Genomic DNA, 15,760 nt, shown 5'->3' on the forward strand with positions numbered 1-15,760 from the left:
GTGCCGTGCAAGGATAAAGTCGTTGGCGGCAGGTCGTTAGTCAACCTGAAGATAGGGCAGGCCGATGAATCGGGAAGTACTCGCCATCCGCCATGTGCACTTCGAGGATCTGGGCAGTCTCGAGCTCGTGCTCGGCGAGCGCGGGCGTCCGGTCCGTTATCTCGATGTGGGCGTTGCCCGTATCGAGGCGCCCAGTCCGGTTGCCGCGTCGCTGATGGTCGTGCTGGGCGGCCCCATCAGCGCTACCGACGACGCGCTGTACCCCACGCTCGGGCCGCTGCTGTCGTTGATCGAAAAACGCATCGCGGCCGGTTTGCCGACACTCGGTATCTGCCTTGGCGCACAACTGATCGCGCGGGCGCTCGGTGCGCGCGTCTACCCTGCGGCTCAGGCCGAACTCGGCTGGACGCCGCTCACGCTGACCGATGCCGGCCGCGCCTCGCCGCTGCGTCATCTCGATGGCGCTCATACCTCGATGCTGCATTGGCACGGCGACACCTTCGATCTGCCGGCCAACGCGACCCGTCTTGCATCGACCCCGGCTTGCGAGAATCAGGCCTTCGCATGGGGCGATCACGTACTGGGCTTGCAGTGTCATCCCGAGATCCGCACCGATCGGTTCGAACCTTGGCTGATAGGGAATGCGAACGAACTCTCGGGCCACGGCATCGACGTGCGTCAGTTGCGCGCCGACACCGGCCGATACGGTCCCGTGCTCGAAGCCGCCGCGTGCCGCATGTTCGGCGAATGGCTCGATCACGTCGAGACGCAAGCCTGAATGGCTAGCCGAATGGCGACGTGAGCGTCCAGCCAGGTGCCACGTTCATGCAGTAAACCGCGTGCGGTGCTATCCTCGATCGCTCTCGGGCTTTCACTGGGCGTAATCCATGAGCGCGCTTTTCTCTCCGCTCACGCTGCGTAGCGTGACGCTTCCCAATCGTATCGTCGTCTCCCCAATGTGCCAGTACTCCGCCGAACGCGGCGAAGCGACCGCCTGGCACATGATTCACCTCGGCGGTCTCGCGCTGTCCGGCGCGGGCATGCTGTGCATCGAAGCAACCGCCGTCGAGCCGGACGGGCGCATCACGCCCGGCGATCTCGGCTTGTGGGACGACGCGACCGAAGAAGCGCTCGTGCCGGTGCTGGCCGCGATCCGCAAGCATTCGCACGTCAACGTGACGATGCAACTGGCGCACGCGGGCCGCAAGGCATCGAGCCACGTGCCGTGGGAAGGCGGGCAGCTGATTTCGGTGTCGCAAGGCGGGTGGCTGCCGCATGCGCCGTCGGCGCTGCCGCACAAGCCGGGCGAGGAGCCGCCGCTCGCGCTCGATGTCGTCGGCCTGAACCGGATTCGCGAGGCGTTCGCCGCGTCCGCGCGGCGCGCCGCGCGTCTTGGCATCGATGCGCTCGAAGTGCATGCCGCCCATGGCTATCTGCTGCATCAGTTCCTGTCGCCGATCGCCAATCAGCGCACCGACGACTACGGCGGCTCGGTCGAAAACCGCATGCGTTTTCCGCTCGAAATCTTCGACATCGTGCGTGCCGCATTTCCTGCCGACAAACCGGTCGGCGTGCGCGTGTCGGCGACGGACTGGGTCGAGGGCGGCTGGACGCTCGAAGACACGATCGCGTTTGCACACGAGCTGGAAAAGCGCGGCTGCGACTGGATCGACGTGTCGTCGGGCGGTGTCTCGCCGCTACAGCAAATTCCGCTCGAGCCGGGCTATCAGATTCCGTTCGCGAAAGCGGTCAAGCACGCAACCGGTCTGACGACGATCGGCGTCGGACTCATCACTGATCCGCTGCACGCCGAGCAGCTGATCGAAGCGGGCGATGCCGATCTGATCGCGCTGGCTCGCGCGCTGCTCTATAACCCGCGCTGGCCGTGGCACGCCGCCGCTAACCTCGGTGCCACCGTCGAAGCGCCGCCGCAGTACTGGCGTTCACAACCGCGTGAGCAGAAAGCGCTGTTCGGCGACATTTCGTTTGGTCAACGGTGACACCCGTCGCACGTTGAACGAACGCATCGGCTGACGGTTGAAGGAAGCCGTGGACAACGTGTAGGATGCCGGTTGTGGCGCGGTGCGCGTCGCAAGTCGACGCGGCGCTTTCAGGGCGCCGCGTTTGCTATTCGCGTCAGAAAAAAGCCGCGCGCACGACGCGCCTGACGATTGCCAGATTTGATTCCCCAGTTCTTCACAAGGATTCATTCAATGAATTCACGCAGGATCGCCGTGCGCCGTTCGGGTGTGCACGGCAAAGGCGTGTTTGCTCTCGAACCGATCGCGGCCGGCGAGCGACTGATCGAATACAAGGGCGAGCGGATTACCTGGAAAGAAGCGTTGCGCCGCCATCCGCATAATCCGGCTGAACCGAATCACACGTTTTATTTCGCGCTGGATAACGGCAAGGTCATCGACGGCAAGGTGAACGGCAATAGCGCGCGCTGGATCAATCATTCATGCGCGCCGAACTGCGAAGCCGAGGAAATCGACGGACACGTGTACGTGCATGCGCTGCGCGATATCGCGGAGGGCGAGGAAGTCTTTTACGACTACGGCCTCGTGATCGACGCGCGTCAGACGAAAAAGCTGAAAAAGGAATACGAATGCCGCTGCGGCGCGCGCAAGTGCCGCGGCACGATGCTGGCGCCGCCGCAGAAGGGCAAGGGCGGCGGCAAGTTGGGTAAAGGCGCCGACAAGGGCGAAAAGTCGAGCAAATCGGCGAAGAAATCGAAGAAGAAATGAGCCGCGGGTCGGTGCGCGGCGGTAGCTGTCTGCGCTGATCGAAGCGCTGAGGCGAACGCCGCCGCGGCAGCCGGGCAAACCTTCTACAAATCGACCGGCGCCGAGCCGAGTGCGCCGGTTTTTTCGTGGCGCGCCGTGCGTTGGCATCGTTGGCGGTGGCAGCGCCTGCGGACGCACCGGGCGGCAGCAACGGAATCCTCACGATAAAGCGTGCGCCGCCCTCCGGTGCGTCCTCGTAATGCACGCTGCCATGATGCAGCACCATGATGTCGTGGACGATCGCGAGGCCCAGACCCGCGCCGCTGTCGACGCCCGCCTCGGTCTGCCCGTCGCCGCGGAAGAATCGCTTGAACAGATCCTCCTGCTGCGAACGCGGCACGCCCGGCCCGTTGTCTTCGACGACGATTTCGGCCATGCGGAGATCGTCGATCAGCGTCTGCGAAACTGTGACCGTGATACGCCCGCCGTCGACCCGCGAAGGCGGCACATACTTCAGCGCGTTATCGAGCAGATTCGCGATCACTTCATGGAGCAGCACAGGGTTGCCGCGCGCCATCAGCGGGTCATCGTTCGACGGATCGTCGAGGCGCTGGAAGCCGAGGTCCACGTGTACCGGTAGCGCGCGCGGCACCCATTCGGCGCCGGTGTCGAACGCGAGCGCGGCCATGTCGACATTGACGAAGCGGGCCGCCTGTTCGCCTGGCTCGGCGCGCGCGAGCGACAGCAATTGATTCGACAGCCGCACGGCGCGATCGGCCGCGGCGCGCAGTTCGCGCACGGCAGCGAGCGTCTGCTGCGGATCGCGTGCGACGACCGCCTGCTCCGCATGCAGCTTCACGGCGGTGAGCGGCGTGCGCAGCTGATGCGCGGCATCGGCGATGAATTTACGTTGCGCATCGAGAGCGGCTTTCAGACGATCGAGCAACGCGTTCAGCGCGCCCGTCAGCGGACGGATCTCGTCCGGCACATAGGTTTCGTCGACCGGCTCGAGCGACGTGTGCGTTTGCCGGTTCAGCGAATCGGCGAGCGCCGTCAGCGGATTGAGCTGCTGATTGACGACGCGCCACACGATCACCCAGCCGGCTAGCAGCAGCAGCAATAACGGCATCATGATCGCGATGAGGAACTCGGCGGCGATGCGGAAGCGGTGATGCACGGGCTGGCCGACTTCGACGACGATCGGATTACCGCTCGGCTGATCGACGCGCACCTGAGCGACCCGCACGGTCACGCCTTCGTGCTGCGTCTCGAACACGTACGCGTAATGCATGCGGCGCACGTTGGTGCCTTGCAGCGGCAGATTGTGATCGCCGGCGATTTCGGTGTCGCCGGTGCTGATCCGGTAGACCAGGTGTTCGACCGGGTCGGAGAACATCGCCTGCGCGAGCGGTGGCACCGTGATCGGCGCTTCCGGTCCGGCAATCTGGATCTGTTTGGAGATCGCGGTCGCGAGGTCCGCGAGCGAACGGTCGACCACGTGCTGCGTGTACTGCCATGCGAGCCAGTAAGCGATCAGGCCGCTCATCAGCGCGAGCAGCGACAGGGGAGCAGCGAGGCGCCGCAGCAGCGTGCGGCGCAGACTATTGGCGGCCGGCTGGTGCATGATCGAACGCGCGGGAAAGTTGTGACTGCGGCGGCAACTGCGGTAGTAATGGCGCGAGGCGCCTTGAGACGGCCCGGAGCCCGGCACAAGGCGCCGCGGGCACAGCCGATGCGCGGCGCCGCTCCGGGGCCGTCAGGCCGCGACGCAATGCGCGGCCTTCACGACGATTATGCGGCCTGGCGAATTTCCTGCAACAGGTAGCCAAAGCCACGCACGGTGACGATTTCGACACGGCAGTTCTCGAGCTTCTTGCGCACGCGGTGCACGTAGACTTCGATCGCGGTATCGCCGAGGTCGCCGCCGAAGTGTGTCAGATGATCCTGTAGTTGCGCCTTGCTGACGACGCGTCCATGACGCAGCAGCAGCATTTCGAGCACCGCGAATTCGCGCGGCGACAGTTCGAGCGGTTTGTCGTCGTTGAAGATGCGGCGGTCGACGCCCGACAGCCGCACGCCGCCCAGCGACACTTCCGGACGCGGCATGTCACCGTGCGGACCGCTGCGGCGCATCACTGCGCGAATACGCGCTTCGAGCTCGGCCGGCTCGAACGGCTTCAGCATGTAGTCGTCCGCGCCCGAGTTCAGGCCTTGCACGCGGTCGTTCAGTTCGTCGCGCGCGGTCAGGATGATCACCGGCGTGTGACGGTTGCTCTGGCGGAAACGCGACAGCAGCGTCATGCCGTCGATGCCCGGCAGACCCAGATCGAGGATCACGAGTTCGTGGCGATTTTGCGTGAGGGCCTGCTCGGCAAAGATGCCGTCATGGACCATGTCGACGGTGAAGCCGGCTTGTTCGAGACTGCTTTGGATGCCGCGTGCGATGGGGCGGTCATCTTCGATCAGAAGGAGTCGCATGGATTTCGCTCAATTACAATGGGTTTAGGCGTTTGGGCAAGCGGTTCGCCGGGGCGCCTGCTACACAGCCAGCGTGCGAAGCGGCGGCAGACGCGCCACGAAGCAGCTGTCGAGCCGAATCGAAGCACCGTGCCAGCCATCACGAAGTCATGTCCGAGATCAGCATTCACGAACTGGAAGCCGCGATCAACTTCTGGCGCACCCGCTCACCTTCAAGCGGCGACGAACACGTTCTGTGCAAGGAGGCAAGCGCGCTCTCCAAGCCGTATGCGCTGCTGATTGTACAGCGTCAGCAGTCGCTATCACTCGATCGTTTCGACCCGATTGCAAGGCAGGCCTGGGAAGCTTACGTTCAACTTAAGAATAGCCTGTAGAACTGAAGGTTTGCCTAGGGAATTGCCTGCATTGTCCTTTCATGGTCACCTGATTACGCGGCGAATTATGCATAAACACGCGTAAAGGCCCGTAATTATTTGTATTACATAGTAATCCCGTCGATGAATGCGGCAAGCGCGATGTCGCGTTCGGTCACGCCGTTCGCTTCATGGGTGGAGAGCGTGATGCCGACCTTGTTGTACACGTTGAACCACTCGGGATGGTGGTCCATCTCCTGCGCCTTGATCGCGACGCGCGTCATGAAGCCGAAGGCCTCGTTGAAGTCGGCGAACTCGAACGCGCGGCGAATCGCATCACGCTCAGCCACGCTTTGCCAGCGATTCAGTTTCGCCAGTTGCTGGGTTCGCTCGTCGGACGTCAGTTTCTGAATCATGGTGTTACCTCGCTCGTGGAACACACTCGCCGGCAGGCGGACGAATCCGTCATTTTTTCATGGTTGCGCAACGCTCGCCGCACACTGGGCCGGATCGGTTTGCGATGGCTTTTCGTTCAAACGTCGCCGCCGGTGTTCCAACCCTCGCGGGTTCCACGCGTAATCGCGCAATCGCCGTCGAACAGGTCGCCCGCCGCGTAGGCAGGTGCGTTGGCGAGCTTCGTCAGCAGCGGCGCGAAGTCGGTTTGCGCGACGTGGAAAAGTTGCGCGAAGTCATCGATGACGAAATAGGTTTGTTGGAACGTATCGATGCGATAACGCGTGCGCATCACGCGTTCCAGCGCGAAGCCGAGTCGGTTCGGCGCTGCGCTTCGCCTGCTATGCAGCGTCTCCGCCTTGCTCGAAACGATGCCCGCGCCGTAGATCTTCAGGCCGTTCGGACTCGCGTCATCGCGGATCAGTCCCAACTCCACTGTGTACCAATAGAGCCGCGCGAGCAGCGGCAGCGGGCCGTAGCGCTCAAGCGGCTGATCGATCGTGAAGTCGGCTTGGGTCTCGAGACCGGTGTCGAACTGTTCCTTGAGTTTGGCGTTGCTGGCGGTGGACATGGCGAGGCTGCTGCAAGACGAATTGCATGAAATTGGTGTATGCGAGTGTGGAGCGGAGCACGTGCGGAAGGGGCGCAAGTTTCGCGTATAAGCGGGTTGACATGCGACAATCGTGTGTTAAATGACAAATTAATGCGGGATTTCGCCATGCTTGAACTCGACCACTTCGATCTCGCGCTGCTCGACGTGCTGCAGCGCTTCGGCCGCGCCACGCATCAGCAGTTGGCGGAGCAGGTGCCGCTGTCGCCGTCGCAGATCGGGCGACGCCTGCAACGGCTGGAACAGGTCGGCGTGGTGGATGGCTATCGCGTCGTGCTGCGGCCCGAAAAGCTTGGGCTTGGTGTCACCGCTTTCACGAGCCTGAAGCTGAAGCATCACGGCGATTCGATCATCGAGCAGTTTCAGCACCAGATTGACTTGCTGCCCGAAGTGCTCGAATGTCACGCGGTCGTCGGCGATGCCGACTATCTGCTGCGCATCGTCGCGCCGGATCTGAATTACCTGTCGACCTTCGTGATGAAGAAGCTGATGCGCGTGCCGGGTGTCGATAGCGTGCGCTCGAATATCGTGCTGACCACGTTCAAGCGCAATGGGCCGTTGCCGCTCGGGCATCTGGCGCCGGGGGCGGCGGCGGTTTGAGGGTTCGAAGCCGTTGCCGGCAGTGCCGACTGACAGCAAGAGGGGAGCCGCGCATGCCTTGCCGCGGCTCCTGCGGTGACGGGATCTCTATGCCGCCCGCTGCGGCTCGTCGTCGGCATTCAGCAGATCGACATACGCGACCGGCACCAGATCCGCTTCCGATACGCCAAGGCGCTTGAACATCGCTTGTGCTTCCGCGTGGCCGCCTTCTTCGTCGTCGTCCTGCGCGAGCACCACTTCGAGTTCGACGAAATCGCCGAGACCGTCGACGCGATCCAGATGAATCCGCGTGCGCCCGCTCAGATATACGTGCCGCTCTTTCGAGACGATGCCGCGCGTGGTCAGCGCGGTCGCGAGCAGCGCATGCATCGCTTCGGGATTCGTCACCGGACTGCGCGTGTAGTACGACGCCTTCGGGCCGTCGCGGTCGTCGCGCTGATAGAAGATCAGCTCGGCCGGCGTGCCGTCGTCGAACTGGCGCAGCTTCAGGCGGCCGCGCGGCACGTCGTAGAAAAAGTCCTGCTGGCGGAAGATCAGCGGCGCGTCCGTCGCGAGCTGTGCGGCGCGCTCGCGCAGTTGGTCGAAATGCTGGGCGCGGGCTTTGATTTCGATGTTGCGTGCCATGTCAGGCTCCTGTGGATGGGGGAAGTGACCGGCGGCTCCGGAGTTGCTGGTGTTGCCGGGCGGAGGCCGCCGGGAAGGACGAAGCCAGGCGGAACGGAAGGTGCGAGGGCGCTGCGCGAGCGCAAACCGACAATCTAGCAAAAATTTCGTGACGGAGCGGTTTCAGCTCGGCGAACAAGTGGGAGAGGGCGGGCATTAGCGAGACTCATATCGCAACGCGTCAGACCGTCCCCGCTCAAATCGCCCACTGCTGTTCGATCAGCTTCAACGCCGCCGCGATCGCTGGCTCGTCCTTGCGCTCGTCGAGCGTGATGAAGCTCAGCTGCGTCGGCACCGTTATGCCATCGACGATCGTCAGCGCGTGCGCATGCGCCTCCGCGATCGCGGTTGCGTCGCGCGCAAGCGTGAGACCGACGCCCGATTTGACCAGATCGAGCATCGACGGCTCCTGGTCCACCTCGGCCACCTTGACCGGCTTCACACCGGCTTCGCCGAAACGGCGCGACAGCAGCCGGTTGTGCGCGGACGCCGGCGGCGTCCAGATCCACGGCAGCGCCGCGAGCGAGCGCCAGTCTCGCGCACCCTTCACGCGATCTTTCCAGCCCGCCGGCGCGAGCACGCGATACTGGAAATGCGTGAGCGTGACCGCGTGAAACGTGGCGCCGTCGCGCGTCTCGTCGTCGGCGGGCAGGCCAATGTAATAGCCGACGTCGAGCTCGCCCGCGCGAATCTGTTCGCGCACCCAGCCCGACATGCCGTGGCGCAGCGCGGTTTCGATCTGCGGCCAGGTCTCGACGAGCTGCTTCAGGAAACCGCCGAGGCGCAAAAACTCGGGGTCGAGAATGGTTCCGATGCGCAGGCGCCCGCGTACTTCCTGGCGCAGCGTCTGCGCCGCCCGCTGCACGTCGGCTGCCGCGCCGAGCGCGCGTTCGGCATGCGGCAGCAGCGCCTGGCCGTCGCGGGTCAGCGCGAGCCCGTGCGAAGTCCGCGTGAACAGCGTCACGCCGAGCGTCTCCTGCAAGTGCTTGATTTGCAGGCTGACGGCAGGTTGGGTCAGATGCAGTTGCACCGCGGCACGCGTAAGGTTGCCCTCGCGTGCGACGGTGACGAAGGCCCTAAGGAGAGTCAGATCCATATGCTGATATTAGCGCGGCTTATGGCGCAGTTGAGCATTACTCATTGGATTTGTCGCTCGTAAGGGCCGTACGCTTGGTGTTCAGCACGCTTGTGCGCGCGGCATCGAGCGCGAAGCGGAAGATTTCACAGGAAAGAGGAACGAGATGAGCGAGACATATTCCGACGCAACCGCGCAGGACGAAGCCGCACGCAGCGCGGCGAGTGCACGCGCGCTGAGCCATTTCATCAACGGCAAGACGGTCGAAGGCACGAGCGGGCGCTTCGGCGACGTCTTCAATCCGGCGCTCGGCAGTGTCAGCGCGCGCGTGCCGCTCGCGAGCGTCGCCGAGGTGGACGCCGCGGTCGCTGCCGCCAAAGCCGCGTTTCCCGCCTGGAGTGAAACCGCGCCGATCAAACGCGCGCGGGTGCTGTTCAAGTTCAAGGAACTGCTCGACCGTCATCACGATGAGCTCGCGGAGCTGATCACGCGCGAACACGGCAAGGTGTTCTCCGACGCCAAGGGCGAGGTGATGCGCGGCATCGAGATCGTCGAATTCGCGTGCGGCATCCCGAATCTGCTGAAGACCGATTTCACCGATCAGATTGGCGGCGGCATCGACAACTGGAATCTGCGGCAGCCGCTCGGCGTGGTCGCGGGCATCACGCCGTTCAACTTCCCGATGATGGTGCCGTGCTGGATGTTCCCCGTCGCGCTCGCGTGCGGCAACACCTTCGTGCTGAAACCGTCCGAACGCGATCCGTCCGCGTCGAACCGGCTCGCCGAACTGCTGAAGGAAGCCGGCCTGCCGGACGGCGTGTTCAACGTCGTGCACGGCGACAAGGTCGCGGTCGACGCGCTGCTCGTGCATCCGGAAGTCAGCGCGCTGTCGTTCGTCGGCTCCACGCCGATCGCCGAATACATCTACACCGAAGGCACGAAGCGCGGCAAGCGCGTGCAGGCGTTGGGCGGTGCCAAGAATCACCTCGTCGTGATGCCCGACGCCGATCTCGATCAGGCCGTCGACGCCCTGATCGGCGCCGCCTACGGCTCGGCCGGCGAGCGCTGCATGGCGATTTCGGTGGCGGTCGCGGTGGGGCATATCGCCGATGAGCTGATCGAGCGTCTGACGCCGCGCGTGAATAGCCTGAAGATCCTCAACGGCATGGAAGCGGCGGCCGAGATGGGGCCGCTCGTCACCGGCGCGCATCGCGACAAGGTGCTCGGCTATATCGACGCTGGCGTCGCCGCGGGCGCGAAGCTCGTCGTCGATGGGCGCGGTCATCAGGTCGCGGGGCACGAGAAGGGTTTCTTCCTCGGCGGCACGCTGTTCGACGACGTGTTACCCGACATGAAGATCTACCGCGAGGAGATTTTCGGACCGGTGCTATGCGTCGTGCGCGTGCCCGACTTCGCCTCCGCAGTCGAACTGATCAACGCGAATCAGTTTGCGAACGGCGTGTCGCTGTTCACGTCCGACGGCGGCATTGCACGCGCGTTTTCCCGGCAGATCGAGATCGGCATGGTCGGCATCAACGTGCCGATTCCGGTGCCGATGGCCTGGCATTCGTTCGGCGGCTGGAAGAAGTCGCTGTTCGGCGATCATCATGCGTACGGCGAGGAAGGCGTGCGGTTTTATACGCGCTACAAGAGCATCATGCAGCGCTGGCCTGACAGCATCGCGAAGGGCGCCGAATTCACGATGCCGGTCGCCAAATAAGCTGGCGGCTTTACGCGGCGTCAGTCGGCAAGCGCGCCAGGAAAAACAATAAAAGCGCAATAAAAGCGCAATAAAAGCGCTTCGCGGCGCACGCGTGGAAGCGATCGAGCAGCCACGCGTGCGCCGCAAAAATGCTTAGGAGGCTGAACGATGAGTCATACCGACAGTACGCCTCGCGCCGCACGGCGACTCGAAGGCGAGTTCGACTACGTCATCGTCGGCGCGGGTACCGCCGGCTGCGTGCTGGCGAACCGGCTCACCGAAGATCCCGACATCCACGTGCTGCTGCTCGAAGCCGGGGGGAAGGACGACTATCACTGGATTCACGTGCCGGTCGGCTACCTGTATTGCATCGGCAATCCGCGCACGGACTGGCTGTACAAGACCCAGGCCGAGCCGGGTCTGAACGGCCGCACGCTGTCGTATCCGCGCGGGCGTGTGCTCGGCGGCAGTTCGTCGATCAACGGCATGATCTACATGCGCGGTCAGCGGGAAGACTACGACGAGTGGGCGCGTGTGACGAACGACGGCACGTGGTCCTGGAACGCGGTGCTGCCGGTCTTCAGGCGCAGCGAGGATCACCACGGCGGCGCCAACGAAGCGCACGGCGCGGGCGGACCGTGGCGCGTCGAGAAGCAGCGCCTCAAATGGAAGATTCTCGAAGAGTTCGCGCAAGCCGCGCAGCAAACCGGCATCCCCGCCACCGACGATTTCAATCGCGGCGATAACACTGGTGTCGGCTACTTCGACGTCAACCAGAAGCGTGGCATTCGCTGGAATGCGTCGAAGGCATTTTTGCGGCCCGCGTTGAAGCGGGAGAACCTCACTGTCATCACCGGTGCCCACACGCAGCGTGTCGTGTTCGATGGCCGCCGCTGCACCGGAGTCGAATATCGTGGCGGCGAGGTCGACTATCTCGCCAAAGCGCGTTGCGAAGTGATCCTTTCCGCCGGCGCGGTCAACTCGCCGCAACTGCTCGAATTGTCCGGTGTCGGCAATGGCGCGCGTCTGCAGAATCTCGGCATCGAGGTCGTTCAGGATCTGCGCGGTGTCGGTGAAAATCTGCAGGACCATCTGCAACTGCGCATGGCGTATCAGGTGCAGGGCGTGCGCACGCTGAATACGATGTCCGCGCACTGGTGGGGCAAGCTGATGATCGGCGTGCGGTACGCGTTGTTTCAGAGCGGACCGATGTCGATGTCGCCGTCGCAACTCGGCGCGTTCGCGAAGTCCGACGCCGACGATCGCTCGCTGTCGCGACCCGATCTCGAGTATCACGTGCAGCCTTTGTCGCTTGATCGCTTCGGGGAACCGCTGCATCGCTTCAATGCGTTCACGGCTTCGGTGTGTCAGCTGCGCCCCACGTCGCGCGGCAGCATTCATATTGCGTCGGCCGATGCTTGCGCGCCACCGTTGATCGCGCCGAACTATCTGTCGACCGACTACGACCGTCGCGTCGCCGCGAACGCGCTACGTCTGACGCGTCGCATCGTCGCGGCGCCCGCGCTCGCGCGCTATCAGCCGCGGGAGATCCTGCCGGGCCTCCAGTATCAAAGTGAAGAAGAATTGCAGCAGGCCGCGGGCGCGGTCGGCACGACGATCTTCCATCCGGTCGGCACCTGCCGCATGGGCACGACCGACGATCCCGCCGCGGTCGTCGACAACCGGCTACGAGTTATCGGAGTCGAGGGTTTGCGTGTCGTCGATGCGTCGGTGATGCCCAACATCACGTCAGGTAACACCAATTCGCCGACGCTGATGATCGCCGAGCGCGCCAGCGACATGATCCGCGAGGATCGCCGCGCGCGCGTGAGCGGCAGCATGGCCGCGCATGCCGGTGTTGCCGCGTCGATGTCAGTTGTGTGACATGACTCCGTGAGCGCATCGGTCAGGTTTTACGCCGCGTACGTGAAGCGTGTGAACCGCGCGTCACATACGCACGGCGCGGGCCTCGTTCCCTAAGTGCAAATCCCAATGATTGCGCTGCATCATTGGCGCGACAATGGCAGCCATGCTGCGTGCCACGCCATGGATTACCGTACGGATTGGTGCAGCACGCCAAGGAGCGGCAAGGGGTGCCGCAAAAACAACAAGTCGCGCAGAGCTTCGCGCGGAAAGATCGTAGTGCTTCGCCTTACTCCGTATGGAAGGGAACATGATTCTCGGCGATACGATTCTCGAAACGCGCGGCCTCACCCGCGAGTTCAAAGGCTTTGTCGCCGTGAACGGCGTGAACCTGCGCGTGCGCCGTGGCTCGATCCATGCGCTGATCGGCCCCAATGGAGCGGGCAAGACCACCTGCTTCAATCTGCTCACCAAATTTCTCGAACCCACCGCGGGCCAGATCGTTTTCAACGGTGTCGATATCACCGGCGAACGGCCAGCTCAGATCGCGCGGCGCGGCATCATCCGTTCGTTCCAGATTTCCGCGGTATTTCCGCATCTGACGGCATTGCAGAACGTGCGCATCGGGTTGCAGCGCTCGCTCGGCACCGCGTTTCACTTCTGGAAGAGCGAGCGTACGTTGCGCCGTCTGAACGATCGCGCGATGGATCTGCTGACCCAGGTCGGCCTGACCGATTTCGCCGATGTGTTGACGGTCGAACTCGCCTACGGCCGCAAGCGCGCGCTCGAAATCGCGACGACGCTCGCGATGGAGCCGGAACTGATGCTTCTCGACGAGCCCACGCAAGGCATGGGTCATGAGGACGTCGATCGCGTGACCGCGCTGATCAAGAAAGTGTCGGCCGGACGCACGATCCTGATGGTCGAACACAATATGAATGTGATCGCCGGTATCTCCGACACGATCACCGTGCTGCAACGGGGTGAAGTGCTCGCCGAGGGCAGCTACGCGGAAGTGTCGAAGAATCCGCTCGTGATGCAAGCCTACATGGGCAGCGCTGACGCGGCGCTCGCCGGAGCCCACGCATGAATACGACGGTCGAGCGCGAAGGCCTCGAAGCGAACGAAACGAAAAGCGGCGCACCCGCGCTGGAAATCGCGGGACTGCAAGCCTGGTACGGGGAATCCCACATTCTGCACGGCGTCGATCTGTCGGTCGGCCGCGGCGAGGTCGTGACGCTGCTCGGACGCAATGGCGCGGGCCGCACCACGACGCTACGCGCGATCATGGGCCTCACGGGTCGCCGTACCGGCTCGATCCGTATCGACGGACGCGAAACCGTCGGCTTGCCCACGCATCGCATCGCGCATTGCGGCATCGGCTATTGCCCGGAAGAGCGCGGCATTTTTTCGAGCCTGTCGTGCGAGGAAAATCTGCTGCTGCCGCCGCCCGTCGGCGACAAGGCGCGCATGATGTCGCTCGAGGAAATCTACGCGATGTTCCCGAATCTGCACGAGCGGCGCATGAGTCAGGGCACGCGGCTCTCGGGCGGCGAACAACAGATGCTCGCGGTCGCGCGGATTCTGCGCACTGGCGCGAATCTGCTGCTGCTCGACGAAATCTCGGAAGGGCTCGCGCCCGTGATCGTGCAGGCGCTCGCGCGCATGATCGTTACGCTGAAGGCGCGCGGCTACACGATCGTGATGGTCGAGCAGAACTTCCGCTTCGCCGCGCCGCTCGCGGATCGTTTCTATGTGATGGAGCACGGCATGATCGTCGAGCATTTCGGGGCTAGCGAGCTCGAAGGCAAGATGCCGGTGCTGCACGATTTACTGGGCGTATAGACACGGACACACGCGCGCCCGACTGCCTCTGATAACCACAAGCGAAGAACCAGGAGACATGCATGAAAAAGAACCCACTCGCGCGAATTGCCTCACTCTGTTTCGCAGTCGCCGCCGGCACCGCACTGACGCTGGGCAGCGCGCAAGCGGCCGACGATGCCGTGAAGATCGGCTTCATCACGGACATGTCGGGGCTGTACGCGGATATCGACGGGCAGGGCGGTCTTGAAGCGATCCGGATGGCGGTCGCCGACTTCGGCGGCAAGGTCAACGGCAAGCCGATCACGGTGCTGTACGCGGATCACCAGAACAAGGCGGACATCGCGGCATCGCGCGCTCGTGAGTGGTTCGACCGCGACGGCGTGGACATGGTGATCGGCGGCACGAACTCGGCGACCGCGCTGTCGACTAACACCGTCGCGGGCGAGAAGCACAAGGTCTATATCAGCGTTGGCGCCGGCGCCGATACGTTGACCAACGAGCAATGCACGCCGTACACGATCCACTACGCATACGACACGACCGCGCTCGCGAACGGCACGGGCTCGGCCGTGACGAAGCAGGGCGGCAAGACCTGGTACTTCCTGACGGCAGACTACGCATTCGGCAAGGCGCTCGAAAAAGCGACCGCGGAGGTCGTGAAGGCGAACGGCGGCCAGGTGCTCGGCGAGGTGCGTCATCCGCTGTCGGCGTCGGACTTCTCGTCGTTCCTGCTGCAGGCGCAGGCGTCGAAGGCACAGATCCTCGGCCTCGCGAACGCGGGCGGCGACACGATCAACGCGATCAAGGCCGCGAAGGAATTCGGCATCACCAAGACGATGAAGCTCGCCGCGCTGCTGATGTTCATCAACGACGTGCACAGCCTCGGTCTCGAAACGACGCAAGGTCTCGTGTTGACCGACAGCTGGTACTGGAACAAGGATGCCGACTCGCGCAAGTGGTCGCAGCGCTACTTCGACAAGATGAAGAAGATGCCGTCGAGCCTGCAGGCTGCCGACTACTCGGCGGCGATGAACTATCTGAAGGCGGTGCAGGCGGTGGGCTCGACCGATCCGGACAAGGTGATGGCGCAGTTGCACAAGACGAAGATCGACGACTTCTACGCGAAGGGCTACATCCGTCAGGACGGCAGCATGATCCACGACATGTACCTGATGCAGGTGAAGACGCCGGCCGAATCGAAGGAGCCGTGGGATTACTACAAGATCACTGCGACGATTCCGGGCGATCAGGTCTTCACGACCAAGGCGCAGACCCGCTGCGCGCTGTGGAAGTAAGCGCGGGCGCAGTAAGCGGTCGAGGACCGCGCAGACCTGAGAGAACCGCCGGCGCTGCAGGGGCACGTGCTGGCGGATGACCGTTTCAGATGCCGCACGCGACGGGCAGCGTCGC

Annotated in this window: 15 protein-coding genes and 1 pseudogene; 10 read left to right on the forward strand and 6 right to left on the reverse strand. The window is 63.7% G+C overall.

Annotation, left to right across the window (positions count from 1 at the left end; translation table 11 throughout):
* Positions 1 to 64 precede the first annotated feature (64 nt).
* The 3 genes from HDG33_RS28110 to HDG33_RS28120 all read left to right on the forward strand — a co-directional run bounded on the left by HDG33_RS28110 (position 65) and on the right by HDG33_RS28120 (position 2,747).
* Positions 65 to 778 carry a glutamine amidotransferase gene (locus HDG33_RS28110; RefSeq protein WP_184036842.1) on the forward strand — a complete coding sequence of 238 codons (714 nt, stop codon included), beginning with the start codon at positions 65 to 67 and terminating at the stop codon, positions 776 to 778.
* Positions 779 to 887: 109 nt separating this feature from the next.
* Complete coding sequence (locus tag HDG33_RS28115; RefSeq protein WP_184036845.1) at positions 888 to 2,000, forward strand: NADH:flavin oxidoreductase/NADH oxidase; 1,113 nt, start codon at positions 888 to 890, stop codon at positions 1,998 to 2,000.
* Positions 2,001 to 2,213: 213 nt separating this feature from the next.
* Positions 2,214 to 2,747, forward strand: a complete 534-nt coding sequence (locus tag HDG33_RS28120) for an SET domain-containing protein (RefSeq protein ID WP_184036858.1) — start codon at positions 2,214 to 2,216, stop codon at positions 2,745 to 2,747.
* A gap of 103 nt (positions 2,748 to 2,850) precedes the next feature.
* On the opposite strand, the pseudogene HDG33_RS28125 reads toward HDG33_RS28120, so the two are convergent.
* Positions 2,851 to 4,350 (reverse strand): annotated as a pseudogene (locus HDG33_RS28125) (sensor histidine kinase); the annotation flags it as partial.
* A gap of 167 nt (positions 4,351 to 4,517) precedes the next feature.
* Entirely contained in the window at positions 4,518 to 5,204 is a 687-nt protein-coding gene (locus tag HDG33_RS28130) for a response regulator transcription factor (protein ID WP_013090980.1), read from the reverse strand.
* 149 nt (positions 5,205 to 5,353) lie between these two features.
* Here HDG33_RS28130 and HDG33_RS28135 point away from each other — a divergent pair, with 149 nt between their 5' ends.
* Positions 5,354 to 5,578 (forward strand): DUF3717 domain-containing protein, encoded by a 225-nt coding sequence (locus HDG33_RS28135; protein WP_090802357.1) that lies wholly within the window; start codon positions 5,354 to 5,356, stop codon positions 5,576 to 5,578.
* Positions 5,579 to 5,682: 104 nt separating this feature from the next.
* Here HDG33_RS28135 and HDG33_RS28140 read toward each other — a convergent pair whose 3' ends face one another.
* Both HDG33_RS28140 and HDG33_RS28145 read right to left on the reverse strand, forming a co-directional pair.
* The gene (locus HDG33_RS28140) at positions 5,683 to 5,997 is read right to left on the reverse strand and encodes a 4a-hydroxytetrahydrobiopterin dehydratase (RefSeq protein ID WP_311548387.1); all 315 of its coding nucleotides are present in this window, start codon (positions 5,995 to 5,997) and stop codon (positions 5,683 to 5,685) included.
* Between the two features lie 92 nt (positions 5,998 to 6,089).
* Positions 6,090 to 6,581 (reverse strand): hypothetical protein, encoded by a 492-nt coding sequence (locus HDG33_RS28145; protein ID WP_184036861.1) that lies wholly within the window; start codon positions 6,579 to 6,581, stop codon positions 6,090 to 6,092.
* Positions 6,582 to 6,728: 147 nt separating this feature from the next.
* Between HDG33_RS28145 and HDG33_RS28150 the strand changes: the two genes are divergently transcribed.
* On the forward strand, positions 6,729 to 7,220 hold the full coding sequence (locus tag HDG33_RS28150; protein ID WP_184036864.1) for an Lrp/AsnC family transcriptional regulator: 492 nt from the start codon (positions 6,729 to 6,731) through the stop codon (positions 7,218 to 7,220).
* 87 nt (positions 7,221 to 7,307) lie between these two features.
* On the opposite strand, the gene HDG33_RS28155 is transcribed toward HDG33_RS28150, so the two are convergent.
* Together HDG33_RS28155 and HDG33_RS28160 are read right to left on the reverse strand one after the other, a co-directional pair.
* On the reverse strand, positions 7,308 to 7,844 hold the full coding sequence (locus tag HDG33_RS28155) for a class IV adenylate cyclase (protein ID WP_184036867.1): 537 nt from the start codon (positions 7,842 to 7,844) through the stop codon (positions 7,308 to 7,310).
* A 235-nt stretch (positions 7,845 to 8,079) separates the two neighbouring features.
* A complete protein-coding gene (locus HDG33_RS28160) occupies positions 8,080 to 8,979 on the reverse strand; it encodes a LysR family transcriptional regulator (protein WP_184036870.1) in 900 nt (299 codons plus the stop codon).
* 145 nt (positions 8,980 to 9,124) lie between these two features.
* Here HDG33_RS28160 and HDG33_RS28165 point away from each other — a divergent pair, with 145 nt between their 5' ends.
* The 5 genes from HDG33_RS28165 (at position 9,125) to HDG33_RS28185 (ending at position 15,645) form a co-directional block, all read left to right on the forward strand.
* The gene (locus HDG33_RS28165; RefSeq protein ID WP_260330608.1) at positions 9,125 to 10,678 is read left to right on the forward strand and encodes a CoA-acylating methylmalonate-semialdehyde dehydrogenase; all 1,554 of its coding nucleotides are present in this window, start codon (positions 9,125 to 9,127) and stop codon (positions 10,676 to 10,678) included.
* A 150-nt stretch (positions 10,679 to 10,828) separates the two neighbouring features.
* A complete protein-coding gene (locus HDG33_RS28170) occupies positions 10,829 to 12,544 on the forward strand; it encodes a GMC family oxidoreductase (protein ID WP_184036873.1) in 1,716 nt (571 codons plus the stop codon).
* A 289-nt stretch (positions 12,545 to 12,833) separates the two neighbouring features.
* Complete coding sequence (locus HDG33_RS28175) at positions 12,834 to 13,613, forward strand: ABC transporter ATP-binding protein (protein ID WP_018418872.1); 780 nt, start codon at positions 12,834 to 12,836, stop codon at positions 13,611 to 13,613.
* Positions 13,610 to 14,368 carry an ABC transporter ATP-binding protein gene (locus HDG33_RS28180; RefSeq protein ID WP_184036876.1) on the forward strand — a complete coding sequence of 253 codons (759 nt, stop codon included), beginning with the start codon at positions 13,610 to 13,612 and terminating at the stop codon, positions 14,366 to 14,368. Before HDG33_RS28175 ends, HDG33_RS28180 begins: the two co-directional genes overlap by 4 nt.
* A 62-nt stretch (positions 14,369 to 14,430) precedes the next feature.
* A complete protein-coding gene (locus HDG33_RS28185; RefSeq protein WP_184036879.1) occupies positions 14,431 to 15,645 on the forward strand; it encodes an ABC transporter substrate-binding protein in 1,215 nt (404 codons plus the stop codon).
* Positions 15,646 to 15,760 lie beyond the last annotated feature (115 nt).

The sequence above is a fragment of the Paraburkholderia sp. Cpub6 genome, from assembly GCF_014201065.1.
Taxonomy (GTDB): domain Bacteria; phylum Pseudomonadota; class Gammaproteobacteria; order Burkholderiales; family Burkholderiaceae; genus Paraburkholderia; species Paraburkholderia tuberum.

Bases quoted from the DNA above. Each gene is read 5' to 3' on its own strand.
- HDG33_RS28185 (WP_184036879.1), top strand. From the start codon at position 14,431: ATGAAAAAGAACCCACTCGCGCGAATTGCCTCACTCTGTTTCGCAGTC.
- HDG33_RS28180 (WP_184036876.1), top strand. From the start codon at position 13,610: ATGAATACGACGGTCGAGCGCGAAGGCCTCGAAGCGAACGAAACGAAA.
- HDG33_RS28155 (WP_184036867.1), bottom strand. From the start codon at position 7,844: ATGGCACGCAACATCGAAATCAAAGCCCGCGCCCAGCATTTCGACCAA.
- HDG33_RS28120 (WP_184036858.1), top strand. From the start codon at position 2,214: ATGAATTCACGCAGGATCGCCGTGCGCCGTTCGGGTGTGCACGGCAAA.
- HDG33_RS28145 (WP_184036861.1), bottom strand. From the start codon at position 6,581: ATGTCCACCGCCAGCAACGCCAAACTCAAGGAACAGTTCGACACCGGT.
- HDG33_RS28175 (WP_018418872.1), top strand. From the start codon at position 12,834: ATGATTCTCGGCGATACGATTCTCGAAACGCGCGGCCTCACCCGCGAG.
- HDG33_RS28130 (WP_013090980.1), bottom strand. From the start codon at position 5,204: ATGCGACTCCTTCTGATCGAAGATGACCGCCCCATCGCACGCGGCATC.
- HDG33_RS28150 (WP_184036864.1), top strand. From the start codon at position 6,729: ATGCTTGAACTCGACCACTTCGATCTCGCGCTGCTCGACGTGCTGCAG.
- HDG33_RS28135 (WP_090802357.1), top strand. From the start codon at position 5,354: ATGTCCGAGATCAGCATTCACGAACTGGAAGCCGCGATCAACTTCTGG.
- HDG33_RS28170 (WP_184036873.1), top strand. From the start codon at position 10,829: ATGAGTCATACCGACAGTACGCCTCGCGCCGCACGGCGACTCGAAGGC.
- HDG33_RS28115 (WP_184036845.1), top strand. From the start codon at position 888: ATGAGCGCGCTTTTCTCTCCGCTCACGCTGCGTAGCGTGACGCTTCCC.
- HDG33_RS28165 (WP_260330608.1), top strand. From the start codon at position 9,125: ATGAGCGAGACATATTCCGACGCAACCGCGCAGGACGAAGCCGCACGC.
- HDG33_RS28110 (WP_184036842.1), top strand. From the start codon at position 65: ATGAATCGGGAAGTACTCGCCATCCGCCATGTGCACTTCGAGGATCTG.
- HDG33_RS28160 (WP_184036870.1), bottom strand. From the start codon at position 8,979: ATGGATCTGACTCTCCTTAGGGCCTTCGTCACCGTCGCACGCGAGGGC.